Genomic DNA, 20,552 nt, shown 5'->3' on the forward strand with positions numbered 1-20,552 from the left:
AAAGGCGATCGCCTCCATTAGATTGCTTTGATGTAACAAAGCTGCGGTGAAGATTGGTAATTACAGTTTTTCCAGATAGAAGATTGCACAAAAATCTGTCGATAATAGCTAGAGTTCTTGTTCTTGAGTGACAATCCACAACAAGTCTAACCACAACTGGGGATAAGCTTGCTTAAGATTTGAGAGTGGATCGCGCATTAAGTTATTGGCATTCAAGCAAACAACCTCAACTAGACCCAAATATTCTGCTACTTCTCTAATGAGATTTTTTTGTTCTACGACAGCACTAATTAGTCTATCAGGGCAGTAAATTCCAATGTATTTTGCATGACGGATACACGTTTTTATATTCACTCTTGTTAAGTGAGGATGAGGATTGATCACCTTCACATAACATTGGCTTAACAGTTTCCATACCTGTGGGTGAGTGTGTTCAATAATTACGTTAAATTGCTGGGCTAAGTCTTCTTCGGTAATCATTGCTTTGTTCCTAACAATAGTAATCTCATGTCATCTGTTGCATACTTTGGTAAATACCTAATTGTGCAACCAATTAAAACAGCAATTCTTTGCTGATGCTATGTGCATATTCACTCTAGTCAAATTGGTAATTTTTAGTCAGGGTAAAATTCATCCCCAAGTACGAAATTGATTGGTATGTTTTCTACGGCTTTTATTACTCGTCTATCAAGCATCAAAGCTGAAAATAATCTCTAAAACTGTATCAAACGCTACTTTTACCAATTTTATTGGTAAATCTTTCTTGCTAGACACATGCTCTGTTTATTGGAATTTGGGGCTTTTGAGCGATAATAGCAGCTAAAAAACAACCACTTGCAAAAATAATTTGCGCTTCGCAAGCAAACTTGCAATTTTTGTGATAGTCTTTTTGTATGGGGAATCAAGATAGCGAAAGCACAAAAAGTCGTCAGAGAGAAATGATATAAACTCAAAGACCATACTTTCGCCTTGGCAGATACAAGTTAAATCCGCTACGGCTTTTTGAAACTAAGAGATAAAGCCAATGAAGCAGGATAGTGACCTCCGTAATAACTTGAAGTCCATTAGAACTCGCTTAGGCATGAGCCAACAAGATTTGGCTAACATCGCTAGTGTGACTCGTCAGACTATTAGTGGTGTAGAGTCGGGATTATATGCTCCCTCTGTTGCCATAACACTTCGCTTGGCCAAAGCGCTTGGCTGTCAAGTTGAGGATCTATTCTGGTTAGAGCGGGATTTACCTGAAATCGAAGCCGTCCTTGCCAAACCTGTTCCTAACGATCAGCAACTACGAGTTAGTGTGGCTCGTGTAGGAGGACAATGGATAGCTTATCCCTTGATTGGTAAGGATGCTTTTCGCCAAGATATGATTCCGGCTGATGGAGAAGGTACTAGCCAAATAGGTACAAGTAAAGTTCGAGTCAGGCTACTAGACGATAATCTCGACACACTTCACAACACCGTTGTGATTGCTGGTTGTGCCCCTGTGATTTCACTATGGGCAAGAGCCACCGAACGCTGGCATCCCCAACTGCGAGTTCAATATAACTTCGCCAATAGCATGGCTGCATTGCACAGTCTATGCAGAGGTGAGGCGCACATCGCTGGGATGCATTTGTACGATCCTGAAACTGGTGAGTATAATACTCCCTTTGTTCGAGATGTTCTGGCTGGGAGGGAAGCAGTTCTGATTACCCTTGGTGTTTGGGAAGAGGGACTTTTATTGAAGCCTGGCAACCCGATGGGAATTAGAACAGTGACTGACTTAGTTGCTGGGGGAGCGACTATTGTTAACCGCGAAATCGGTTCTGGTAGTCGGATGCTTTTGGAACAAACACTCCACAAAGAACAGATACCATTCGATGCTGTTCAGGGCTTTGACAATGTATTCAAAAGTCACCAGGACGTTGCCCAAGTTGTAGGATTAGGAATTGCTGATGCTGGTATGAGTACGGCATCTGTAGCTACCGCTTTTGGGCTGGGATTTATCCCTTTACATCAGTCACGATATGATTTGGTGATTCTCAAGGAATATCTAGAAGAAGCACCTGTACAGCAATTGCTCAGTACTTTGGGACATCGGATGGTTCACTCACAATTTGAAATTCTCGGCGGTTACGATATCAGCAAAATCGGGGAAGTTGTAGCGACTGTTTAGAGTGGGTTGCAATGGTTGGTTGTGTGCTTAAAGGAATACTTGGCGTAAATTGAAATTCCTGCTGCAACCACTCTTGAGGTTTGAGCGACCTTCAGAGAATTACAACAACTGATAATGCTGAATTCGTAATTCGTAATTCGTAATTCGGATTGAATTTGAGTTTCCAGTTTGGAATATGTAGCTTTCTTTTTTCCAATTGGTACTACTACCGCTAGAGAAATCATTTGAGTGAGCGGATGGTAATACTTGCAATATTCCTTGAGTGATGTCTCATTGCTCTAGCCATTAGTCAGAAAAAACAATGACTAATGGCCAATGAAAACTTACCAAAACTTGAATATGTTGTGGATTCGGGCTCTTTTTGCTGTAGAACGAGCGCCTCCAACGACGTTCTACATAAGGCCAGTGCTGTAATTTTACAATGCGAGTACTTCCGGCACAAAGTGCGTAGTTTACCGCCGTAGGCATCGCTTCATGAATCGACAGACCCACCAAACAAACAATTGCAGGATAAATTATCATGTCCGACGAAAAAATTAGACAGATTGCTTTTTACGGTAAAGGTGGTATTGGTAAATCTACCACTTCCCAAAATACCCTTGCTGCGATGGCAGAAGTGGGTAAACGCATCTTGATTGTCGGATGTGACCCCAAAGCTGACTCTACCCGATTGATTTTGCACTGTAAAGCCCAAACCACAGTGTTGCACTTAGCTGCTGAACGGGGCGCTGTGGAAGATATTGAACTCGAAGAAGTGGTAATAACTGGCTTCCGAAATATCAGATGTGTAGAATCAGGTGGGCCAGAACCTGGTGTTGGTTGCGCCGGTCGGGGTATCATCACTGCTATCAACTTCCTTGAAGAAAACGGCGCTTACTCAGATGTAGATTTCGTATCCTACGACGTGTTGGGCGACGTTGTGTGTGGTGGTTTCGCTATGCCAATTCGTGAAGGTAAAGCCCAAGAAATCTACATCGTTACCTCCGGTGAAATGATGGCGATGTTTGCAGCTAACAACATTGCTCGTGGCGTTCTCAAATATGCTCACACAGGTGGGGTACGTTTGGGTGGGCTAATTTGTAACAGCCGCAAAACTGACCGGGAAGATGAACTGATTAGCACCCTTGCAGCCAGATTAAGTACTCAGATGATTCACTTCGTCCCCCGTGACAATATCGTGCAACACGCCGAATTGCGGCGGATGACAGTGAACGAGTATGCACCCGACAGCAAGCAAGCTCATGAATACCGTACATTAGCAGACAAGATTATCAACAATACAAATCTCGCCGTTCCCACACCCATCGAGATGGATGAGCTAGAAGATTTGTTGATTGAATTCGGTATCCTTGAAAGTGAAGAAAATGCTGCGAAACTAATTAGCCAAGCAGACGCAGCTAAAAAACAAGAAGATGCTGAAGGTGAAGCACTAGAAGCACTCAAAAAAGGAAACGTAGAAATAGTTTCTGGTAGCGAGAAGAAGTAAGCTTATTCTTCAGAATCAGGTGCTAAATACAAAGTAAATATTAGGTGGGCGAGAATAGCCCACCTTCTCACCAATCATTTAAAATGGAGGTAGTCGAATAGCTAATCTTAACTCTGCGCGTTTCTTTTTCACCGTGTTAACACTAATCAACTAACGTGTACAGGACAACATTAATAATTTAATAGTCTAGTTCATGTTTTTGTTTTCTCCTTCTCTAACCTAGATGATGTTTATGTTTTAGGGGATGATAAATTCTCTTGATCATTCCCTTTTATCCATCTTTAGATACCACGGTGAATAAATGAAAATCCTCCTCAGCCTTTGGGAATTCAGCTAATATCTAAAAATTTCTACCTATTGTCACCAAACAAATGAATCCCACGCCAGGAAAAACCAACGATTCACTCAGTGACTCTAATTCTGAAGATGCTCGTCAGCAGCAGATACAAAAGAAAAAAAAGTCTTCCACACAATTACCCCAACCTGGAACTACTCAAGGGAGTTGCGCTTTTGATAGTGCAATGATTACTCTTGTACCAATCACTGATGCTGCTCATGTAGTCCACGGGCCAAGTGGCTGTGCTGCCAGTATTTGGGGAATTCACGGCAGTCTCTCATCTGGTTCGATGCTGTACAAGATACGCTTTAGCAGTGACATCGATGAGAACGATATCATCTTCGGTGGAGCCAAAAAGCTGTACAAAGGCATTTTAGAATTACAAAGACGCTACAAACCTGCGGCGGTATTTGTTTATTCCACTTGCATCACCGCTTTGATTGGGGATGACATCGAGGGAGTTTGCAAAGATGCCACCGAGAAAACAGGAATACCCACTATCCCTGTACATTGCCCTGGATTCATTGGGAACCAAAATTTGGGCAACCGTGTCGCTGGTGAAGCAATGCTTTCACACGTTATTGGAACAGCTGAACCAGATACAACTACACCTTATGATATCAACCTAATTGGTGAATACAATATTGCAGGTGCAATATGGAATGTTCTACCGTTGTTGGAGAAATTAGGTATTAGAGTTTTGGCAAAAATTACAGGCGATGCTATCTACAAAGAAGTTTGCTGTGCCCATCGTGCCAAACTTAATGTGATCCTCTCCTCCAAAGCACTAATCAACGTGGCTAAAAGGATGGAAAAAAAATATGGCATTCCTTATATTGAAGAGTCTATTTACGGGATAGAGCAAATCAATCAATGTCTAAGAAATATTGCTGCCAAGTTGGGTAATTCTAGTTTACAAGAACGTACAGAACAGCTAATTGCAGAAGAGACTGCTGCAATAGATGAAAAACTCGCTCTTTATATCACCCAATTACAAGGTAAGCGGGTTCTCCTTTCTGTTGGAAGTTTCAAGAGCTGGTTGATTATCTTTGCTGCGAAGAAATTGGGGATGGAAGTTATTGCTATTAGTACTAATAATAATACTGAGGAGGATAGAATTAGAGTCAAAACTTTACTGGGTCAAGATGGCATAATTCTAGAACAAAATAGTCCTCAAGAAATTTTACAGATAATTAACGCAAATCAAGCTGATATGTTAATTGCTGATAAACACCATCAAGACACCTCTCTTACTGCTAGGATTCCATTCCTAGACGTTAATCAAGAACGCAACCATGCCTATGCAGGCTATATGGGAATTTTAGAGGTAGCACGAGAACTCTATGCTGCTTTTTACACCCCTGTGTGGGAGCAAGTATCTCAACCAGCCCCGTGGGAAACAGGAAATTCTCCAGAGGAGAACATCTAATGGCGATTATTAGCGTTACGAGTACATCTGTTGCAGTTAATCCCCTCAAGCAAAGCCAGACTGTAGGTGCAGTTTTAGCCTTTTTGGGGTTAAAGGGAATAATGCCTTTGTTACACGGTTCACAAGGCTGTACTGCTTTGACGAAGGCAGTATTAGTACAGCATTTCCGTCAGACGATTCCCCTTTCCAGTACGGCAATGACAGAAGTTGCAACCATTTTGGGTGGCGAGGAAAGGGTTGAACAAGCAATCTTGACTTTGGTGCAGAGATCCAAGCCAGAAATTATCGGTCTTTGTAGCACTGGACTCGTGGAAACCAGAGGCGATGATATGGGGCGCTTTGTTAAAGAGATTCGCCACCGTCACCCAGAACTGGATTATTTACCAATTGTGCTTGTCTCTACACCTGATTTCAAAGGTACATTACAGGATGGCTTTGCTGGCGCAGTCGAAAGTATAGTCAGGGAAATTCCCCAAAAAAGCTCCAAGCAAAATGCTTGTCCTACACAAATCACCATTTTAGCGAGTTCTGCTTTCACACCAGGGGATGTACAGGAAATCAAAGAGATTGTCACCTCTTTTGGACTTGAACCTATTGTTGTACCTGACCTTTCTGGCGTACTAGATAGTCATATAGAAGATTCTTCTAGCGCCATCGCAGCTAATGGCACTACATTGGCACAATTGCGTTCAATTGGCACTTCTGTATTCACTTTGGCACTAGGTGAGAGTATGCGAGGTGCAGCGCAAATTTTGGATCGGAGATTCAATATACCCTATGAAGTATTTAGTGAACTGACGGGACTACTAGCAGTAGATAAATTCTTGCAAGCATTGGCAGATATCAGTGGTGTCAGCGTACCGGAGAAATACCGCCGTCAACGCCGTCAGCTAAAACATGTGATGTTGGAGAATCACTTTTACTTTGGTTGCAAGCGAGTTTCTTTGGCGCTGGAACCCGATTTACTTTGGTCAACGGTTTCTTTTTTGCGATCGCTAGGAGTTCAGATTCACGCAGCAGTAACAACAACACGCTTTCCTCTGTTAGAAAAACTGCCGATTCCTAGCGTCACTATTGGCGATTTGGAAGACTTTGAACAACTGGCGGTTGGATCTGATTTGCTGATTACCAACTCTCATGGAATGGCGATCGCTCAACGCTTAAAAATTCCTCTCTACCGTCAAGGGATTCCCATTTTTGACCGCTTAGATCACAGTCAATTTACCAAAGTTGGCTATCGAGGTACTATGCAGTTTTTGTTTGATATTGGCAATCTGTTTTTAGAGGCTGAAGCAAAGATTAAGCACTAAACAGATTAGCAGTTATTGTCTCGATTCATCCAAGCAAAGGTTATCGGCGAATCCAGTATTACTCTCAACAGAGACTGAAGCTTTTTTACACTACAGCCCTAATTATTGCTTACCAAAATCAGGCATAAGTCCATATATTAACCTTGGAATGGCAAGAGTTTTTACCCTAGCACACAATCAATCGTGAGGATTTTGCTTCCAAGGGCGCAACTGAACTAGAGGTGCTGATTCAGGGAATTTTTGACAAACGCCGTTTCCTAGAGCAAGTATTGCACTTGATAGTGTTAAGACTTACGCACGAGTAACGAAAAACGTAGACACAAAGTGGCTTGCCGCAGGCTACCGCAGAGGTCACTGAGGAATGAGAGTTTTAAAGGGTTTTTGCGTAAGTCCTAAGTGTTTAAAAAATGGAGGTAGCATTAGTAAAAAATTGCTTCGCCAACCTTTTTTTACTACACAATACTCCAAAAAATCTTCGTGCTAAGTAAGGCTGGTAAATCCTGAGTTATCAGTGATTAATAGAAAAACTAATTCACAATGCCTAATTTCGTGTTATGAATAAATCCCTTCTTCCCGCAGATGATCTGCCTCCAACTGGAGCAACTATACTTAACGAGTTATTTTACAGGCAACTAGAAGAAGCTACTTGTAGGCGATTTTATCAAGCCTGTTCCCCACTTATGCGAGTTTTACTATCAAATTGTCACTGGTATTTCAAAATAAATACTAGTCCTCTGATGTTAATCATTATCTGCTATGACATAGAAAGCTATCTGCATATTGTTGATGCTATTCCACAGTTCATCAAACAGTTGAAGCAATTTTCTAACAAGTCCAAAATTCAGCTTTTTACACCAGATAATAAAGGAGAACCTTGGGAAATAGAGATTGAATAAATATCAGATGAATCAACAGTTGGGGACAATATCAACTGGCTATTAGTACTACCTCCAGCTCTCTGTTGAGCCGTGCAATTAATGGCTCGGCACGATTTTTGGGAACCATAGGTGTAAGTTTTGTGCTGGTGGGTATTTTGGTTTGATTAGCGATCGCTCCCACAGTTTCCGTCAAATCATCACTGGTAACTCGCTAATTCTAATTCAAGATGGCGAAATTCAATTAAATAACCTGAAAAAAGCCCATGTTAGCCAAACTGATTTGATCGCATCTTTACGCAGCAACGCTCACTTGTCCGATCCGAATGCATAACTCACAACGTTAATGGCAAAAATATATATACTGGATACTTTTTTGTCTTTCTATCGGTTGATGCACAGAAAATTTCTGAATAGTTTCCTTAAAGAAGAACAAGACAATCTGTCGGAGAACTGTTAGTTACAAGTTGAGCTTTTAATACTACTGAAGTTTCTTAGAACTACAATCAGCAGCTCAAAATCTGATGAGAGGAATCGAAAGTTATGGCAAAAGTTGTTGGAATTGATTTAGGGACAACTAACTCTTGTATTGCAGTCATCGAAGGTGGACAACCACTTGTGATTGCCAATGCAGAAGGACAACGCATCACTCCTTCTGTAGTTGCATATACAAAAACAGGCGAACGTCTGGTTGGTCAAATTGCTCGACGACAAGCGGTAATGAATCCAGAGAACACGTTCTACTCGGTCAAACGGTTTATCGGACGCAAACACGATGAAATCACCCACGAAGCGAGTGAAGTTTCTTACAAAGTCGTTCGTGATAGTAATGGCAATGTCAAACTCGATTGTCCAGCGCTAAAAAAACAATTCGCGCCTGAAGAAATTTCTGCTCAAGTTTTGCGAAAACTTACAGATGATGCCAGTAAATATCTAGGAGAACCCATTACGCAAGCAGTCATTACTGTGCCTGCTTACTTTAACGATTCGCAACGACAAGCAACCAAAGATGCAGGCAAAATTGCAGGGCTAGAAGTACTCCGCATCATTAACGAACCTACGGCGGCAGCACTTGCTTATGGTTTAGACAAAAAAGGCAACGAAACAATCCTAGTCTTTGACTTAGGGGGCGGCACGTTCGACGTTTCGATTTTAGAAGTTGGAGAAGGTGTATTTGAAGTCAAAGCCACGAGTGGAGATACCCATTTAGGCGGCGATGACTTTGATAAAAAGATTGTCGATTATGTTGCAAATGATTTTCAGCGCCACGAAGGTATTGATTTACGCAAAGATAAGCAAGCCCTGCAACGGTTAACTGAAGCCGCAGAAAAAGCCAAAATTGAACTTTCTAGCGCTACCCAAACGACGATTAATCTTCCCTTCATCACGGCAACTCAAGAGGGGCCAAAGCACCTGGATATAACCTTAACTAGGGCGGAGTTTGAGAAACTCTGCGCTGACTTGCTCGATCGCTCCCGCATCCCAGTTGAACAAGCTCTCAACGATGCCAATCTGAACAATGCCAATCTTGATGAAGTTGTCCTAGTAGGCGGTTCCACCCGAATTCCCGCCGTGCAACAACTCGTTAGACGCATCACAGGCAAAGATCCAAATCAGGGAGTGAACCCGGATGAAGTAGTTGCTGTGGGTGCAGCAATTCAGGGTGGAGTACTGGCGGGAGAAGTGAAGGATGTACTGCTGCTAGATGTAACACCGCTTTCTTTAGGGGTGGAAACGATGGGCGGGGTGATGACAAAAATTATTCCCCGCAACACGACGATTCCGGTGAAGAAATCCGAGACGTTTTCAACCGCCGCCGATGGCCAGCCGAATGTCGAAATTCATGTTCTGCAAGGAGAACGGGAACTTGTCGCAGACAATAAGAGTTTAGGTACGTTTCGGCTCGATGGCATTCCTCCGGCTCCGCGTGGAGTACCTCAAATTGAAGTAACGTTCGACCTCGATGCAAATGGGTTACTATCGGTAACTGCTAAAGATCGCGCCACTGGTAAAGAACAATCGATTACAATCTCAGGCGCTTCGACGCTGGATAAACACGACGTGGAACGCATGGTACGAGATGCAGAAACTCATGCCCAAGAAGATCGCCAACGCCGCGAGCAAATCGACACCAAAAATAATGCGGACTCGCTGGTTTATCAGGCAGAAAAACAACTGCAAGACTTGAATGGTCGAGTTTCTCAAGCAGATAAAAGTCGGGCGCAACAATTGATTGACGAGTTGCGATCGGCAATTGAGGGAGAAGACTACAATCAAATGCGATCGCTCACAACGAATCTTCAACAAGCACTCATGCAAATCGGTAGCGCCGTTTACGCCCAAGCTAACGCAGCAACTAGCAATCCTAATCCAAGAAATCAGCCAACCGGACAAAACAATGACGATGTGATTGATGCCGATTTTGTTAGCTAAAGCCTGCATTACAACCACTGGAGACTACCGACTTTCAACAACTCAACAATGACACTGACAAAAGACGTTCCGAGTGCAGAATAGTCGGATTTTGAGTATCGAATCATGCCAACTGCAACTGATTTCAAAGATTATTACAACCTTTTGGGAGTTAGCAAAACTGCAACTTCTGACGAAATTAAGCGAGCTTACCGCAAACTTGCCCGCAAATATCATCCTGATGTGAATCCCGGCAATCCAGAAGCCGAGGAAAAATTCAAAGACATCAATGAAGCCAACGAAGTTTTATCAAACCCAGAAAAGCGCCAAAAGTATGACTCTTTTGGGCAGTACTGGAAGCAAGCGGAGGTTAGCGGTACTCCTCCTAGAGGAACTAGCACCTATGCAGATAATTTTGACCAATATAGCAACTTTGATGATTTTATCAATGATTTGCTGGGTGGTTTAGGGGATAGGACAAGAGCAGGACGGACTTATTACCGCACCTCGACTAGGCAGCCTGATGACTTTGGCCCATTTCGTAGCCAAGCACCAGCACCCGATACCGAAGCTGCGATCGCACTTTCCTTCTCGGAAGCGTTTCATGGCATTCAAAAGCGGTTGCAGTTGGATGATGAAACCATTAACGTTCGGATTCCCGCAGGTGCCAAACCGGGTAGTCGAATTCGCATTAAAGGTAAAGGTCGCTCTAGCCCTTTTTCTCAACAGCGAGGTGATTTGTATCTCACAATCGAGGTGCTTCCCCATCCGTTTTTTCAGTTTTCGGGTGACAACTTAACCTGCGAAGTTCCTATTCGTCCAGATGAAGCGGTCTTAGGCGCTCAAATTCAAGTACCAACACCAGAGGGTAGCGTCACATTGAGCGTTCCGAAAGGCGTGCGTTCCGGTCAATCGCTGCGGTTGCGAGGAAAAGGCTGGACGCAACCAAAAGGCGGGCGAACTGACCTAATTGTGAAACTTCAGATCGTGTCTCCGAAAGAGTTAAGCAAAATTGAGCGGGATTGCTATGAAAAGATTCAGGCTAATAGCAGCTTTAATCCACGTACTGCATTACAAGGAGTAACGTTATGAGCGAGTTTAGCCTCTCCAGTACAGTTGTTTCCCATGAAGGCGATCGCCTTTATACGTTTGAGTATGCAGCCTCTGTTACCCAAACTTCAACGATTGTAATTGAGCAATTTGTGCAACTCGGATTGATCGAACCGAAAGGCTCAATGCTACACTCACGAGAAATTGCGCGAATTGCTCAAATCCAACGCTTGCGTCAAGATTTGGGGCTAAATCTCGTAGGCGCAGCAATGGTCATGGATATGGCTCAAGAAATTGCCCAGTTACGGGCACAGCTAAAAGCGTTGCAGCCTTCTTGAAAAACATCACCCAATACTCAGAGGTGAAAAAGTTGGCGCGATCAAAATTTTAACAAGTTACTCACCATTGGCTCATTTTGAGAGAGAGGAGCGCGATCTGGCAGGATGGGTGCGGTAATAATACGGTTCGGTTAAAGGGGAAAGGGAAAAGGGGAAAGGTTTTGAATACATCCTTTACCGAATGGCACTAAGAAAAGCTGAAACCTCGTCAGGGCATGGTGTGGGAGGTGTGGGAGGTGTGGGAGGTGTGGGAGGATGGGGAAGAAGTCTTACCCCCCACACTCCCCACACTTCCCCCACTCCCCACACTCAAAAAGCAAGTTATATCAGGGCTTTGCGATTAACTTAGTGCCATTCCATCCTTTACCCCTTACCCCTTACCCTTTCCCCAGACCACAAGGAAAGTGAAAAATGCTTATCCGAACCGTATTGGGTGCGGTAATCCTACTTGATGACAAAGTTAGACGGGTCTTGATCTCGTCGATGCTTAGTGGGAATGGGGTCTGGCTGCCCATCACCCGCCAGGGCTGCGGTTTTTTCCAGGGATTCCCTCAATCGCTTGGCTGCGTAGATGGACATATCTCGCGGTACATTAATGCGATCGCGCAAATATCGGAGAGCAACATCAGCTCCCGATGGAGGTACACAGTCTTCACCTGTCATCATGTGTGTTAAAGCACAACGTAGCGCTTGATCAAACAATTTATCATCTAAGGGGTTGACTCGGATAATATTGATGCGATGCTCGATGGTTCGCTTAAGAGCTTCCATGCGGGAGTTTTCGGGTTCTGGATAAGCAACATCTGGTAGCCCAAACCAGGGGCCATTATCCACCTGTGCTTTATTGAGAAGCATCTGGGTTTCGCCGTTTTCCCAACAGCCCCCCATCTGGGGCGGCAAATCATGTGCGTGGGTGTGAAAGTCGCTCTGGGTACCGCAGTAAGTTGGTCGGCTTTCCATTGCCGCAAACCATGCGCTCAAGCGGGGGTTTTGCGATCGCAGGGAGTAGCCCTTGTAGTAGTAAAGGCTCGCATTCATCCGTTCGAGATATGGCGTAAAAATGACATCGACGATGCCAAAGCTATCTAGAAAGTAAGGGCTTGGGGTGCGGCCCAGAGCCTCCTCGACCATAGCCACCACTGCGATAAATTGTTCTCGGTTGCGTTGTTCTTGTTGAGAGGAACCGGCTTTAGAGCATAGCCAAGCGCACCAGGCTCTAAATAATAGTCGTTCTAATTGACGTAGAGGAAGCACCATGCGGTCTTCCATCCCTTGGTTCAATGGAGCAAAAACCTTTTCCAAAGCGATCAAAATGTCATCGCTTTCCTTAATAATCCGTCCATCTAGCTCGATCGCAGGGAGCATTCCTGACGGTACCTTACGTTTGTACCAACTTTCTTTCTCCCCGTAGCAGAACATTGTCACTTTTTCGATGCGGTAAGGGATCTGTTTTTCCTCTAACCATAACCAAACTTTTTGACAGTAAGGACACCAGGCATGGTTATCACGGTACAGCGTTACCCGCACATCAGATTCTGGCTTCCCAAACAAGCGCAACCGGGCTTTAGCATTGGTGAGACCATTAACGGTATCTATTTGATAGTCCGTAAGGGCTTCTAGTTCTTCCCAGCTTAAGGGTGCGGTAGTCATAGGGTGAGTTGCGTAGGACAATACTTAGGGCAATTCTATACTCTACAATATTTTCAATTACACCAAGGCTTAATTTAACCGATAGATTCGCCCATCAATTCTTTCTATTTCTGCTTGAAGAAAAAGTTGAAGTGATCTGGTATATCTCAAACTCTACAGCAATTCTCATAATGAGAATTGTTGCCCCACTCCTCCATTACTTGACTTTCAGTGCCGACTTCCCTAATGACTGACAAATAACATCGTTTTGTGGTGTATGGATACGGCTGCACAGAACGTCTCGGTAGTGTCGCTCTAAAGGATTTCTTTTTAACATACCAGGATTACCAGTTAGTTCCAAAGCAATCTCCACAGAACGAATTGAGTTAGTTGTAGTAAGGTATTTAACAGCTTGTGCCTGTAATCCGACGTTAGGATCGTACTCGCCCCGATCAATATCTTGAGCCAAACTATAAATTAATCTATTGTTAGCAAATAGCAGTGCTTCTATTTCACCCACGGCAGTTTGGAAGCGTGGCAGAGTTGCTAGCGGTTCTTTGAGATTAGAAGGCGATCGCTCCCAAAGATATTTAACCAGCCAGTCTCGCGCACTGGTAGCCACACCGAGATATAAAGCGCTCACTGTCAAGCTGCCCCAAGTGGAAATCAGTGGATCAAGTGATGGCGCAGCAGATATGGGACTGATATTCAGGGCGTACTCTAAGGGAATTAATACATTCTCCAAAATCAGATCGTGGCTGCCTGTAGCTCTCATCCCCAAGTGATCCCAGGTTTCGACAATTTGCAAACCGGGCAAATCGCGCGGAACCAAAAAATTGCCAACTTGTGGTTCATCTTCAGTTGTCCGCGCCCAAACCACAAAGTAGCTGAGGATGGGACTACCGGTAGTGTATTGCTTGTGGCCTGTTAAACGCCAACCCTCTGTTGTCCGTTCGGCAATTGTGGCAGGTAATCCGCCTCTAGCTGGGGTTCCTAACTCTGGTTCAACACGGGCGGCATTGATCAGGGCAATGCCTTCAATGGATTCACGACACAACCTTTTATATACTTCTGGATGCCAGCGACGGCTACGGGCTGCATTGGCATGTTGGAGATAGTGCATCGTCAGTACTAGCGCAGTTGAAGCATCGCCACGTGCTATCCCTTCAATGACTCGGCAGATAGTTGATAGCCCTAAACCCTCACCACCTAATTCACGAGGAATGGTGAGGCTAAGTAATTTTGCCTCAGACAGAGCTGTAAAATTCTCGAAGGGAAAGGAACCCTCTTTATCGTGTGCGCCTGCACGGGTGGCAAAGTCTTTAGCTAGAGCCTCAACCTGGTCGAAAATATTGGGGATTTCTAAGCTTTTGGTTACAAAGGTGTCTGGCAGTGCTTGCTCCAACTGTGACATAGATACTCCTTAAAGCTCACTTTACTCTCATCCCACAAAAAATTGATGTTCCTGCAAACTTAACATAGGACCTATTTTAACCCTCTCTCTGAGTTACCAAGAATTGGAAGCGATGTCTGCGACGGGCTTTGCCTACGCATCTGTGGTAAAATAGATGCTGGCTAGCTCAAATGCTTCCACTTGCTGGGATGGCAATACACCATGAACCAATTTGGTTTTGTTGTAAATTCAACAATTCGTGAATCTACAACAAAAATGGACGTAACTGGATTCGAACCAGTGACCTCTACGATGTCAACGTAGCGCTCTAACCAACTGAGCTATACGTCCTTAACCACACAATTATTGATAGTAGCATATACTTTTACGATCGCACAAGATAAAGACCCAAGCTTTTTTAAGGGGGTTTTAGATTTTGAGTGCGTAATACCAATTCTCTATGAAGATGCATAGAATAAAGCTTCATGGATGAAATCATAACTTGTCAAAGAGGAGATTAACTCGCAAGACATTTGAGCTAATTCATTTTGAACCCGTAAATTGATATCTTTTTTCGCCGATTTACTCACCCTCAATTGTTTAATTCCTAATTTTAGAGATACTTGCACCATCTCTGAAACTAGCTTGTTCTCTCATTTTTTCTCGTAATAAACACGCGAACAGTTTCTTCTTTACCTCACCCCCTATTTTCTTTTAACCGAGCAGTATTGGAACGAGTCTCACCTCAATTTATGATCAAAGTCACAATTGCGTAACATAACTGTTCTTATTGGCAATAGACTCTTCATGAGAAGAGCAGTTGCTTACTTCATCTGGCTAATCCATTCAGCAACAGCGTCACAAATGTGGATACTACCTCTTGTGCTGAATTTTTTTCTGGAAGTATAATCTTTGATTCATAAGCAATAGAAATCGCTGCTACACCATGTACCAATGCCCAAATTGTTTTGGTTATTTCGTGAGGATTGCCCGCAATCAGCGTTCCGTCTTTCTGTCCTGCTTGGACAATTTTAAATAATTGATCTAGGGATGTCTGTGAAACCTCGATCAAACTCGGATATTTCTCTGGATTGTAGTAACAGAACATTACCTGTAAATGATTTGAATGCTCTAAGGCGAAGTTGACGTATGCACTGCTAGCAGCAATCAACTGTTGCTTAGTATCTTTATTAACTTCCTTTATTGCTGTTTCTACTTGCGCTGACAGCAACCGAAAACCTTCTTCTGCGATCGCTGCTAAAACCGCCTCTTTATCTGCAAAGTGCATATACGGAGCGTTATGGCTGACTCCTGCTCTTTGAGAAATCTTCCGCAAACTCAAACTATGAGCGCCTTCTTCTGACAGAAGTTCTGTTGCAATTGCAATTAATTTGTTACGTAAATTACCGTGATGATATTTATCTTTTGGTTTCATAGGTCATATTGACAGTGACAATATTTAATGTCATATTGGCAATGTCAATATAGTACTTCTTCACGACAGTTTTGTCCTTTGTGTCTCAAATGTTGCCAAATCTCGATCAAAAGGCAAAAAATATGCTAGGGAAATTGCTTCGCTTGATGTTTGTGGTTGGTACAGTTGGGCTAGCAGGATCTTTTGCTGGTGCGACGAGTGTCACTTCGCAAAATTTATTGGCTGAAAATCAGACAAATCCATCAACTTCTAGTCGTATCCTTCAGATTAATTTCAAATACAACAACTCCACGTCTGACTTTAGAAAGCAGATGAAGGATGTTGCGCCTCGTATCGCCAAAGCACCAGGACTACGCTGGAAAATTTGGTCAATTGATGAAGGTAACAAAGAAGCTAGTGGGTTTTATCTGTTTGAAGATGAAAAATCTCTGAACAACTATGTCGAAAATATTTTCAATGTTGGAATGAGAAATAACTCAGCAATTAGTAATATCGTAGTCAAAAAGTTCAATATTCTTGAAGATCCTACGATCGTTACACGAGGCCCTATCAGTCAGCTTAAATAATCTCAAAAACTTGCATACTGCATTGTATCTAACCAGATGAGAGAGTCATATGAAGTTTAGCAATACTGTCACAACGTTTGCCACACCTGAAAAAATTTGGGCGATTTGGACTGATGTAGATAATTGGTCAGTATGGGATACCGAACTGTGTGATTCATATCTTGAGAGTCCTTTTAAGCTTGGTGCGATAGGTAAATTAACACCGAAAACGGGTACAACTTCTAAATTTACAATTTCGCAGTTTAGCCCAGGTAAGAGTTATACATTCACAATTCAGTTACCATTTTGCAAGTTAAATGTACATCGCTACTTGAGTATCTATGCAGATACTACATCATTTACTCATGAAGTGTCATTTAAAGGAGCCTTGGCATTTTTATTTGGTTGGCTTCTCGGCAAAAAGTTTAAAAAAGTTTTACCGAGAGTGATGGAGAATATCAGGGAAATAGCTGAAGCTAAAAGTATTGGAAAAGGTTACTTAGAAAAAACAGCAGACTAATCTATTTCACATTAATCACAATGCGTATAAATCCTGTAGAGATGTTGCATTGCAACGTCTCTACTAACTAAAAAATATCAGCCGGATCTGCTTGTTTGAGTTTTCTCACAGCTGTTGCACCCGAAACAAAACACATAATAACAGTTGCTATCAGCACAAAACCAGCTCTATCTATTGTCATTACAATAGGTAGAAGTGTTGCCTTTTTAGCAAATTCATACTGAATTATAGAAATTAAAAACCCCGGTATGTAGCCTAAAATTGCAATTAATAATGCTTGCTGTAAAACTATAGATAAAAGGTATCTTTGTTGATAACCAATTGCTTTTAAAGTGGCATACTGGGGTAAATGTTCAGAAACATTGGTATAGAGAATTTGATATACGACTACAATACCTACCACAATTCCTAATCCTACCCCTAAGTTAAAAATAAATCCAATAGCTGTACTAGTTTGCCAGTAATTTTTTTCAAAAGCAATCAATTGTTCTTTTGATAATACTTTTACATCTTTAGGTAAAAAGGTTTTTAACTTTTCTGTAAACTCTTGGGCATCATATCCTGGTTTTAATTTGATTAAACCAATATCAATTAATCCTTTATAACGAGAGCTAAAAATCCTTAAGAAGTTAAGATGACTGGTGACTAAATTTCCATCGGAACCAAAAGATGTACCTAGATTAAATAGTCCAGCTACTTTAACCCGGCGATTTGAAGAACGATTACCAATTTCTGTTTCTACATTACCTTTTTGCTCAAAATCTGCAACCACAGGCCCGAATTCAGCGCGAGAACTGCGGTCAAATAAAACCACATTTGGAATTTTTAGTTTGTTGATATTTTCCTCAACTCCAGGAAAATCTACGACCTGATAGCGAATATCAAAACCAATCACAAATATATTCCGCCAATAATCTTTAGTTTCGGGATTTTTCCATTGACCAAAGCCTAAATATACCGGTGCAACATAGTTAACTTCTGGAAATGCTAAAGACTGAGATAAACGTCGTTCTGGAAAACTTTCCATAGCAATTAAAGCTGTAGAACGAGGACTAATCAAAAAACAATCCCCTTGTAAGCCTTGGTGCAAACGAACAGCACTGTCAAATAAAGCATCTCGAATGCCTAGTTGGACGAAGACAATTACTACAGCAAAAACCACTCCTAATAAAGCAATAATTAATCTGGCTTTCTGATATCTAAGTTGCAACCAAGCTACTGGTATTTTTTTGCGAAGTATCATATTTATATTTCCAATTTAGAACAGGGTAAAAAATAGCTAATAATGAGATTTTTATTAGTTGGATATTGAGAGATAAAAGTTTTGTCAATTTTATGGTGATTCAGTATTAATCATGACGTTGACTTCTAAATTAGTGAGGTTAGCAACTTTTTGGCTATCTTGTGGAGACAGACGAATTTTAACTTCGACAACTCTAGTATCTGCATCCGCAACAGGATCGGTTCCTAAAGCATTTAAAACGCCAACTTTTAAACCAACTTCATCGACATTGCCTTTCAGTTCTTCGATTAATCCACCACTGGTAACAGTTGCTTGTTGACCAAGACGAACTTTACTAATATCGGTTTCATAAACTTCTGCGATCGCGTACATTTGTTCTGTCTGACCTAACTCGATAATTCCATCTTTGCTAATAACTTCACCAGCCCATGTGTGAATTTTTAAAACTTGTCCATTTTTAGGCGATCGCACATAAGCCAAATTTAAATCTGCTTGAGATTTTTTCACAGCAGCCTGGGCATTTGCTAGCTCTGATTCTGCCACACTGACATCTACAGGGCGGACTTCTGCGGTGGCATTTAGAGTTGCTTTGGCTTCTTCAACTTCGTTTTTTAAGGTTGCTAATGTGCGATTCAAATTGGCTTGTGCTTCTTTGACTTGTTCTGTTCTAGTACTAATAATTTTCTGTAAATTAGATTCAGCTTCTGCAAGTTGTTCTTGAGTAGTATTGTTTTGTAGACAAGTGCTATCTCGTTGAGAAGCTGAAACTACTCCTTTTTGATACAAAGAATTATAGCGATCGCATTCAGTTTGAGCATATCGCAATTCAGCTTGAATCCTCTTAATGGTTGCGGCTTGAGAATTCTTTTCTCCTTGTAACTGAGCTGCTAAATTAGCAATAGTTGCCCTTTGAATTGTGAGTTGACCTTCTAGTTCTGCTCTTGTTTGTTGATATTTTGCCGTTTGAGCGTTAATATCTCCTGTTTTCGCGCCAGCTTTAGTCTGTTCTAGTTTAGCTTGAGCAACATTAACTTCAGTTTTTGCCTGTTCCAAAGCTGCTTGCAGACGTTCTTGGTTATCCAGAATTGCCACTACTTGACCTGTTTTTACCTTGTCTCCTTGTTTGACAAGTAGCTTTGCAACTCGTACACCTTCACCTTGTATAGAAGTAGGAGCAGATAGCTTAATTACTTCTCCTTTAGGCTCTAGATATCCTCTAGCAGCAACCGCACTGGGACTTACTTGAATTTTATTATTAGCTGCAATAGCCTGTTGCGATCGCTTTTGATTTTCTAGTTGATTATTTAAAACTAAATAAAACGAAGTAGCACAAGTAGCTAAAGCCGCAGCGCCTAAAATTACAACAAATCTCCAGTCTACAGGTTTGGCAAAAAACTGATATTTCATAATTTAACTTAAATCTCTAAAATCTACTTTTACAAAAGTGACAATGTAGGCAAGAGATATATTTGTAAAAGCTGTTTTTTACAAATATATCTCTGTATTTTCAGGCTCGATTAATACACCCAAGGTAATAAACGACGAGTGCGTTTTTTATATGCCTCGTATGCATTACTAAAAGCTTGCAGCAATATTTTTTCTTCAACTCGGCAGCGAAAATCATGAGCTAAAAAATTAGCAATTACTTGCAGTAAAAATCCCAGTCTTGGAACAATTAGAAACGAGCCAAAAAACAGAAGTTGAAAAGCGAAGTAAAGTGGATGTCTGACAAAACTATAAGGCCCTTTGGTCACAAGTTGATGACCGGGATCGATGTGGGGAAATAACCGCCAACTGCGAAAAACCCAAAAAGACCATACTTTCACAATTAATGCCAAACCAAGAATAGCAATTCCTAGAGCTTGAATCGGAAAAGTCGGTTGAAATACAAAAAATCCTAGCGCATCGGGATTTGCCCACCAAATTGCTAGCAAAATGTAAAAAATACCGTAGGTAGCACTGGTGAGAAATAGTGCTGGCGGGCCTTGAGGAGTGATGGATGACTCACTAGCAACTGGTTCTTTTGTGGAGGTGTCAACAAATGACTCTGGGTTATTGAGTTTGCGCCGTCTAATGATGGATGCATTGACAATTAATAGCCAATACAGTGAATGAACCAAGCAGAGAATGGCTTTGACATCTACTTGTGGTAGTTGTTCTGGGAAAGCCACTGCAAACTGAAATTGTGTCATTAGTTCCACAAGTTAACTCCTAAAGTAACGTGAGTTCCGTCAAATAACTTTCTAGTCTCTGGGTTCTCCGTGCCTCTGTGGTTAAAAAAAGAGTTTTTAAACCACAGAGACGCAGAGGACACAGAGGATTTGATAGGGTTAGCCTGTATTTCTCACAAGCTTGAGGTGCAGAGGGGCAGAGGGGATTGAACTTGGCACAT

The 20,552-nt window shown here is 42.1% G+C and carries 19 protein-coding genes and 1 tRNA gene; 12 read left to right on the forward strand and 8 right to left on the reverse strand.

Annotated elements, in window-relative coordinates; all coding sequences use genetic code 11:
• Positions 1 to 108: 108 nt before the first annotated feature.
• Positions 109 to 480, reverse strand: coding sequence for a hypothetical protein (locus GJB62_RS11135; RefSeq protein WP_114081558.1), 372 nt, complete (start codon positions 478 to 480; stop codon positions 109 to 111).
• A 544-nt stretch (positions 481 to 1,024) separates the two neighbouring features.
• Here GJB62_RS11135 and GJB62_RS11140 point away from each other — a divergent pair.
• The 10 genes from GJB62_RS11140 (at position 1,025) to GJB62_RS11185 (ending at position 11,744) form a co-directional block, all read left to right on the forward strand.
• Entirely contained in the window at positions 1,025 to 2,158 is a 1,134-nt protein-coding gene (locus tag GJB62_RS11140) for a substrate-binding domain-containing protein (protein ID WP_114081559.1), read from the forward strand.
• A 520-nt stretch (positions 2,159 to 2,678) separates the two neighbouring features.
• Positions 2,679 to 3,644 carry a nitrogenase iron protein gene (gene nifH, locus GJB62_RS11145; RefSeq protein ID WP_012412139.1) on the forward strand — a complete coding sequence of 322 codons (966 nt, stop codon included), beginning with the start codon at positions 2,679 to 2,681 and terminating at the stop codon, positions 3,642 to 3,644.
• 371 nt (positions 3,645 to 4,015) lie between these two features.
• Positions 4,016 to 5,410, forward strand: coding sequence for a nitrogenase iron-molybdenum cofactor biosynthesis protein NifE (gene nifE, locus GJB62_RS11150; protein ID WP_114081561.1), 1,395 nt, complete (start codon positions 4,016 to 4,018; stop codon positions 5,408 to 5,410).
• Positions 5,410 to 6,720: a nitrogenase iron-molybdenum cofactor biosynthesis protein NifN gene (gene nifN, locus GJB62_RS11155; RefSeq protein ID WP_114081562.1), complete on the forward strand. Its 1,311-nt coding sequence runs from the start codon at positions 5,410 to 5,412 to the stop codon at positions 6,718 to 6,720. Before nifE ends, nifN begins: the two co-directional genes overlap by 1 nt.
• Positions 6,721 to 7,274: 554 nt before the next feature.
• On the forward strand, positions 7,275 to 7,616 hold the full coding sequence (locus GJB62_RS11160) for a hypothetical protein (RefSeq protein ID WP_114081563.1): 342 nt from the start codon (positions 7,275 to 7,277) through the stop codon (positions 7,614 to 7,616).
• Between the two features lie 142 nt (positions 7,617 to 7,758).
• Positions 7,759 to 7,929, forward strand: a complete 171-nt coding sequence (locus GJB62_RS11165) for a YetF domain-containing protein (RefSeq protein WP_159402500.1) — start codon at positions 7,759 to 7,761, stop codon at positions 7,927 to 7,929.
• A 209-nt stretch (positions 7,930 to 8,138) separates the two neighbouring features.
• On the forward strand, positions 8,139 to 10,028 hold the full coding sequence (gene dnaK, locus GJB62_RS11170; protein ID WP_114081565.1) for a molecular chaperone DnaK: 1,890 nt from the start codon (positions 8,139 to 8,141) through the stop codon (positions 10,026 to 10,028).
• A 105-nt stretch (positions 10,029 to 10,133) separates the two neighbouring features.
• The gene (locus GJB62_RS11175) at positions 10,134 to 11,099 is read left to right on the forward strand and encodes a DnaJ C-terminal domain-containing protein (RefSeq protein ID WP_114081566.1); all 966 of its coding nucleotides are present in this window, start codon (positions 10,134 to 10,136) and stop codon (positions 11,097 to 11,099) included.
• Positions 11,096 to 11,395: a chaperone modulator CbpM gene (locus GJB62_RS11180; protein WP_114081567.1), complete on the forward strand. Its 300-nt coding sequence runs from the start codon at positions 11,096 to 11,098 to the stop codon at positions 11,393 to 11,395. The genes GJB62_RS11175 and GJB62_RS11180 overlap by 4 nt, the downstream gene beginning before the upstream one ends.
• Positions 11,396 to 11,576: 181 nt before the next feature.
• Positions 11,577 to 11,744, forward strand: a complete 168-nt coding sequence (locus GJB62_RS11185) for a hypothetical protein (protein WP_159402501.1) — start codon at positions 11,577 to 11,579, stop codon at positions 11,742 to 11,744.
• Positions 11,745 to 11,839: 95 nt separating this feature from the next.
• On the opposite strand, the gene GJB62_RS11190 is transcribed toward GJB62_RS11185, so the two are convergent.
• The 4 genes from GJB62_RS11190 to GJB62_RS11205 all read right to left on the reverse strand — a co-directional run bounded on the left by GJB62_RS11190 (position 11,840) and on the right by GJB62_RS11205 (position 15,852).
• Positions 11,840 to 13,045 (reverse strand): glutathione S-transferase family protein, encoded by a 1,206-nt coding sequence (locus GJB62_RS11190; protein WP_114081568.1) that lies wholly within the window; start codon positions 13,043 to 13,045, stop codon positions 11,840 to 11,842.
• A gap of 196 nt (positions 13,046 to 13,241) precedes the next feature.
• Entirely contained in the window at positions 13,242 to 14,438 is a 1,197-nt protein-coding gene (locus GJB62_RS11195) for an acyl-CoA dehydrogenase family protein (RefSeq protein ID WP_114081569.1), read from the reverse strand.
• 256 nt (positions 14,439 to 14,694) lie between these two features.
• A tRNA-Val gene (locus GJB62_RS11200) sits at positions 14,695 to 14,768 on the reverse strand.
• 478 nt (positions 14,769 to 15,246) lie between these two features.
• Positions 15,247 to 15,852: a TetR/AcrR family transcriptional regulator gene (locus GJB62_RS11205; RefSeq protein WP_114081570.1), complete on the reverse strand. Its 606-nt coding sequence runs from the start codon at positions 15,850 to 15,852 to the stop codon at positions 15,247 to 15,249.
• 89 nt (positions 15,853 to 15,941) lie between these two features.
• On the opposite strand from GJB62_RS11205, the gene GJB62_RS11210 reads away from it, so the two are divergent.
• Positions 15,942 to 16,418, forward strand: a complete 477-nt coding sequence (locus tag GJB62_RS11210; RefSeq protein ID WP_114081571.1) for a YdhR family protein — start codon at positions 15,942 to 15,944, stop codon at positions 16,416 to 16,418.
• Between the two features lie 49 nt (positions 16,419 to 16,467).
• Positions 16,468 to 16,917, forward strand: a complete 450-nt coding sequence (locus GJB62_RS11215; protein ID WP_114081572.1) for an SRPBCC family protein — start codon at positions 16,468 to 16,470, stop codon at positions 16,915 to 16,917.
• 67 nt (positions 16,918 to 16,984) lie between these two features.
• Here GJB62_RS11215 and devC read toward each other — a convergent pair whose 3' ends face one another.
• From devC to GJB62_RS11230, 3 genes are all read right to left on the reverse strand, one after another.
• Positions 16,985 to 18,160, reverse strand: a complete 1,176-nt coding sequence (devC, locus tag GJB62_RS11220; RefSeq protein WP_114081573.1) for an ABC transporter permease DevC — start codon at positions 18,158 to 18,160, stop codon at positions 16,985 to 16,987.
• Positions 18,161 to 18,250: 90 nt separating this feature from the next.
• On the reverse strand, positions 18,251 to 19,567 hold the full coding sequence (locus tag GJB62_RS11225) for an ABC exporter membrane fusion protein (RefSeq protein WP_114081574.1): 1,317 nt from the start codon (positions 19,565 to 19,567) through the stop codon (positions 18,251 to 18,253).
• 110 nt (positions 19,568 to 19,677) lie between these two features.
• Positions 19,678 to 20,352, reverse strand: a complete 675-nt coding sequence (locus GJB62_RS11230) for an isoprenylcysteine carboxylmethyltransferase family protein (protein WP_114081575.1) — start codon at positions 20,350 to 20,352, stop codon at positions 19,678 to 19,680.
• Positions 20,353 to 20,552: the final 200 nt, after the last annotated feature.

It is taken from the genome of Nostoc sp. ATCC 53789 (assembly GCF_009873495.1).
Lineage (GTDB): Bacteria > Cyanobacteriota > Cyanobacteriia > Cyanobacteriales > Nostocaceae > Nostoc > Nostoc muscorum_A.

Bases quoted from the DNA above. Each gene is read 5' to 3' on its own strand.
- GJB62_RS11195 (WP_114081569.1), bottom strand. From the start codon at position 14,438: ATGTCACAGTTGGAGCAAGCACTGCCAGACACCTTTGTAACCAAAAGC.
- GJB62_RS11210 (WP_114081571.1), top strand. From the start codon at position 15,942: ATGTTGCCAAATCTCGATCAAAAGGCAAAAAATATGCTAGGGAAATTG.
- GJB62_RS11140 (WP_114081559.1), top strand. From the start codon at position 1,025: ATGAAGCAGGATAGTGACCTCCGTAATAACTTGAAGTCCATTAGAACT.
- GJB62_RS11225 (WP_114081574.1), bottom strand. From the start codon at position 19,567: ATGAAATATCAGTTTTTTGCCAAACCTGTAGACTGGAGATTTGTTGTA.
- GJB62_RS11230 (WP_114081575.1), bottom strand. From the start codon at position 20,352: ATGACACAATTTCAGTTTGCAGTGGCTTTCCCAGAACAACTACCACAA.
- GJB62_RS11180 (WP_114081567.1), top strand. From the start codon at position 11,096: ATGAGCGAGTTTAGCCTCTCCAGTACAGTTGTTTCCCATGAAGGCGAT.
- GJB62_RS11160 (WP_114081563.1), top strand. From the start codon at position 7,275: ATGAATAAATCCCTTCTTCCCGCAGATGATCTGCCTCCAACTGGAGCA.
- GJB62_RS11175 (WP_114081566.1), top strand. From the start codon at position 10,134: ATGCCAACTGCAACTGATTTCAAAGATTATTACAACCTTTTGGGAGTT.
- dnaK (WP_114081565.1), top strand. From the start codon at position 8,139: ATGGCAAAAGTTGTTGGAATTGATTTAGGGACAACTAACTCTTGTATT.
- nifH (WP_012412139.1), top strand. From the start codon at position 2,679: ATGTCCGACGAAAAAATTAGACAGATTGCTTTTTACGGTAAAGGTGGT.
- nifN (WP_114081562.1), top strand. From the start codon at position 5,410: ATGGCGATTATTAGCGTTACGAGTACATCTGTTGCAGTTAATCCCCTC.
- GJB62_RS11205 (WP_114081570.1), bottom strand. From the start codon at position 15,852: ATGAAACCAAAAGATAAATATCATCACGGTAATTTACGTAACAAATTA.
- GJB62_RS11185 (WP_159402501.1), top strand. From the start codon at position 11,577: ATGGCACTAAGAAAAGCTGAAACCTCGTCAGGGCATGGTGTGGGAGGT.
- nifE (WP_114081561.1), top strand. From the start codon at position 4,016: ATGAATCCCACGCCAGGAAAAACCAACGATTCACTCAGTGACTCTAAT.
- GJB62_RS11190 (WP_114081568.1), bottom strand. From the start codon at position 13,045: ATGACTACCGCACCCTTAAGCTGGGAAGAACTAGAAGCCCTTACGGAC.
- GJB62_RS11135 (WP_114081558.1), bottom strand. From the start codon at position 480: ATGATTACCGAAGAAGACTTAGCCCAGCAATTTAACGTAATTATTGAA.
- GJB62_RS11215 (WP_114081572.1), top strand. From the start codon at position 16,468: ATGAAGTTTAGCAATACTGTCACAACGTTTGCCACACCTGAAAAAATT.
- devC (WP_114081573.1), bottom strand. From the start codon at position 18,160: ATGATACTTCGCAAAAAAATACCAGTAGCTTGGTTGCAACTTAGATAT.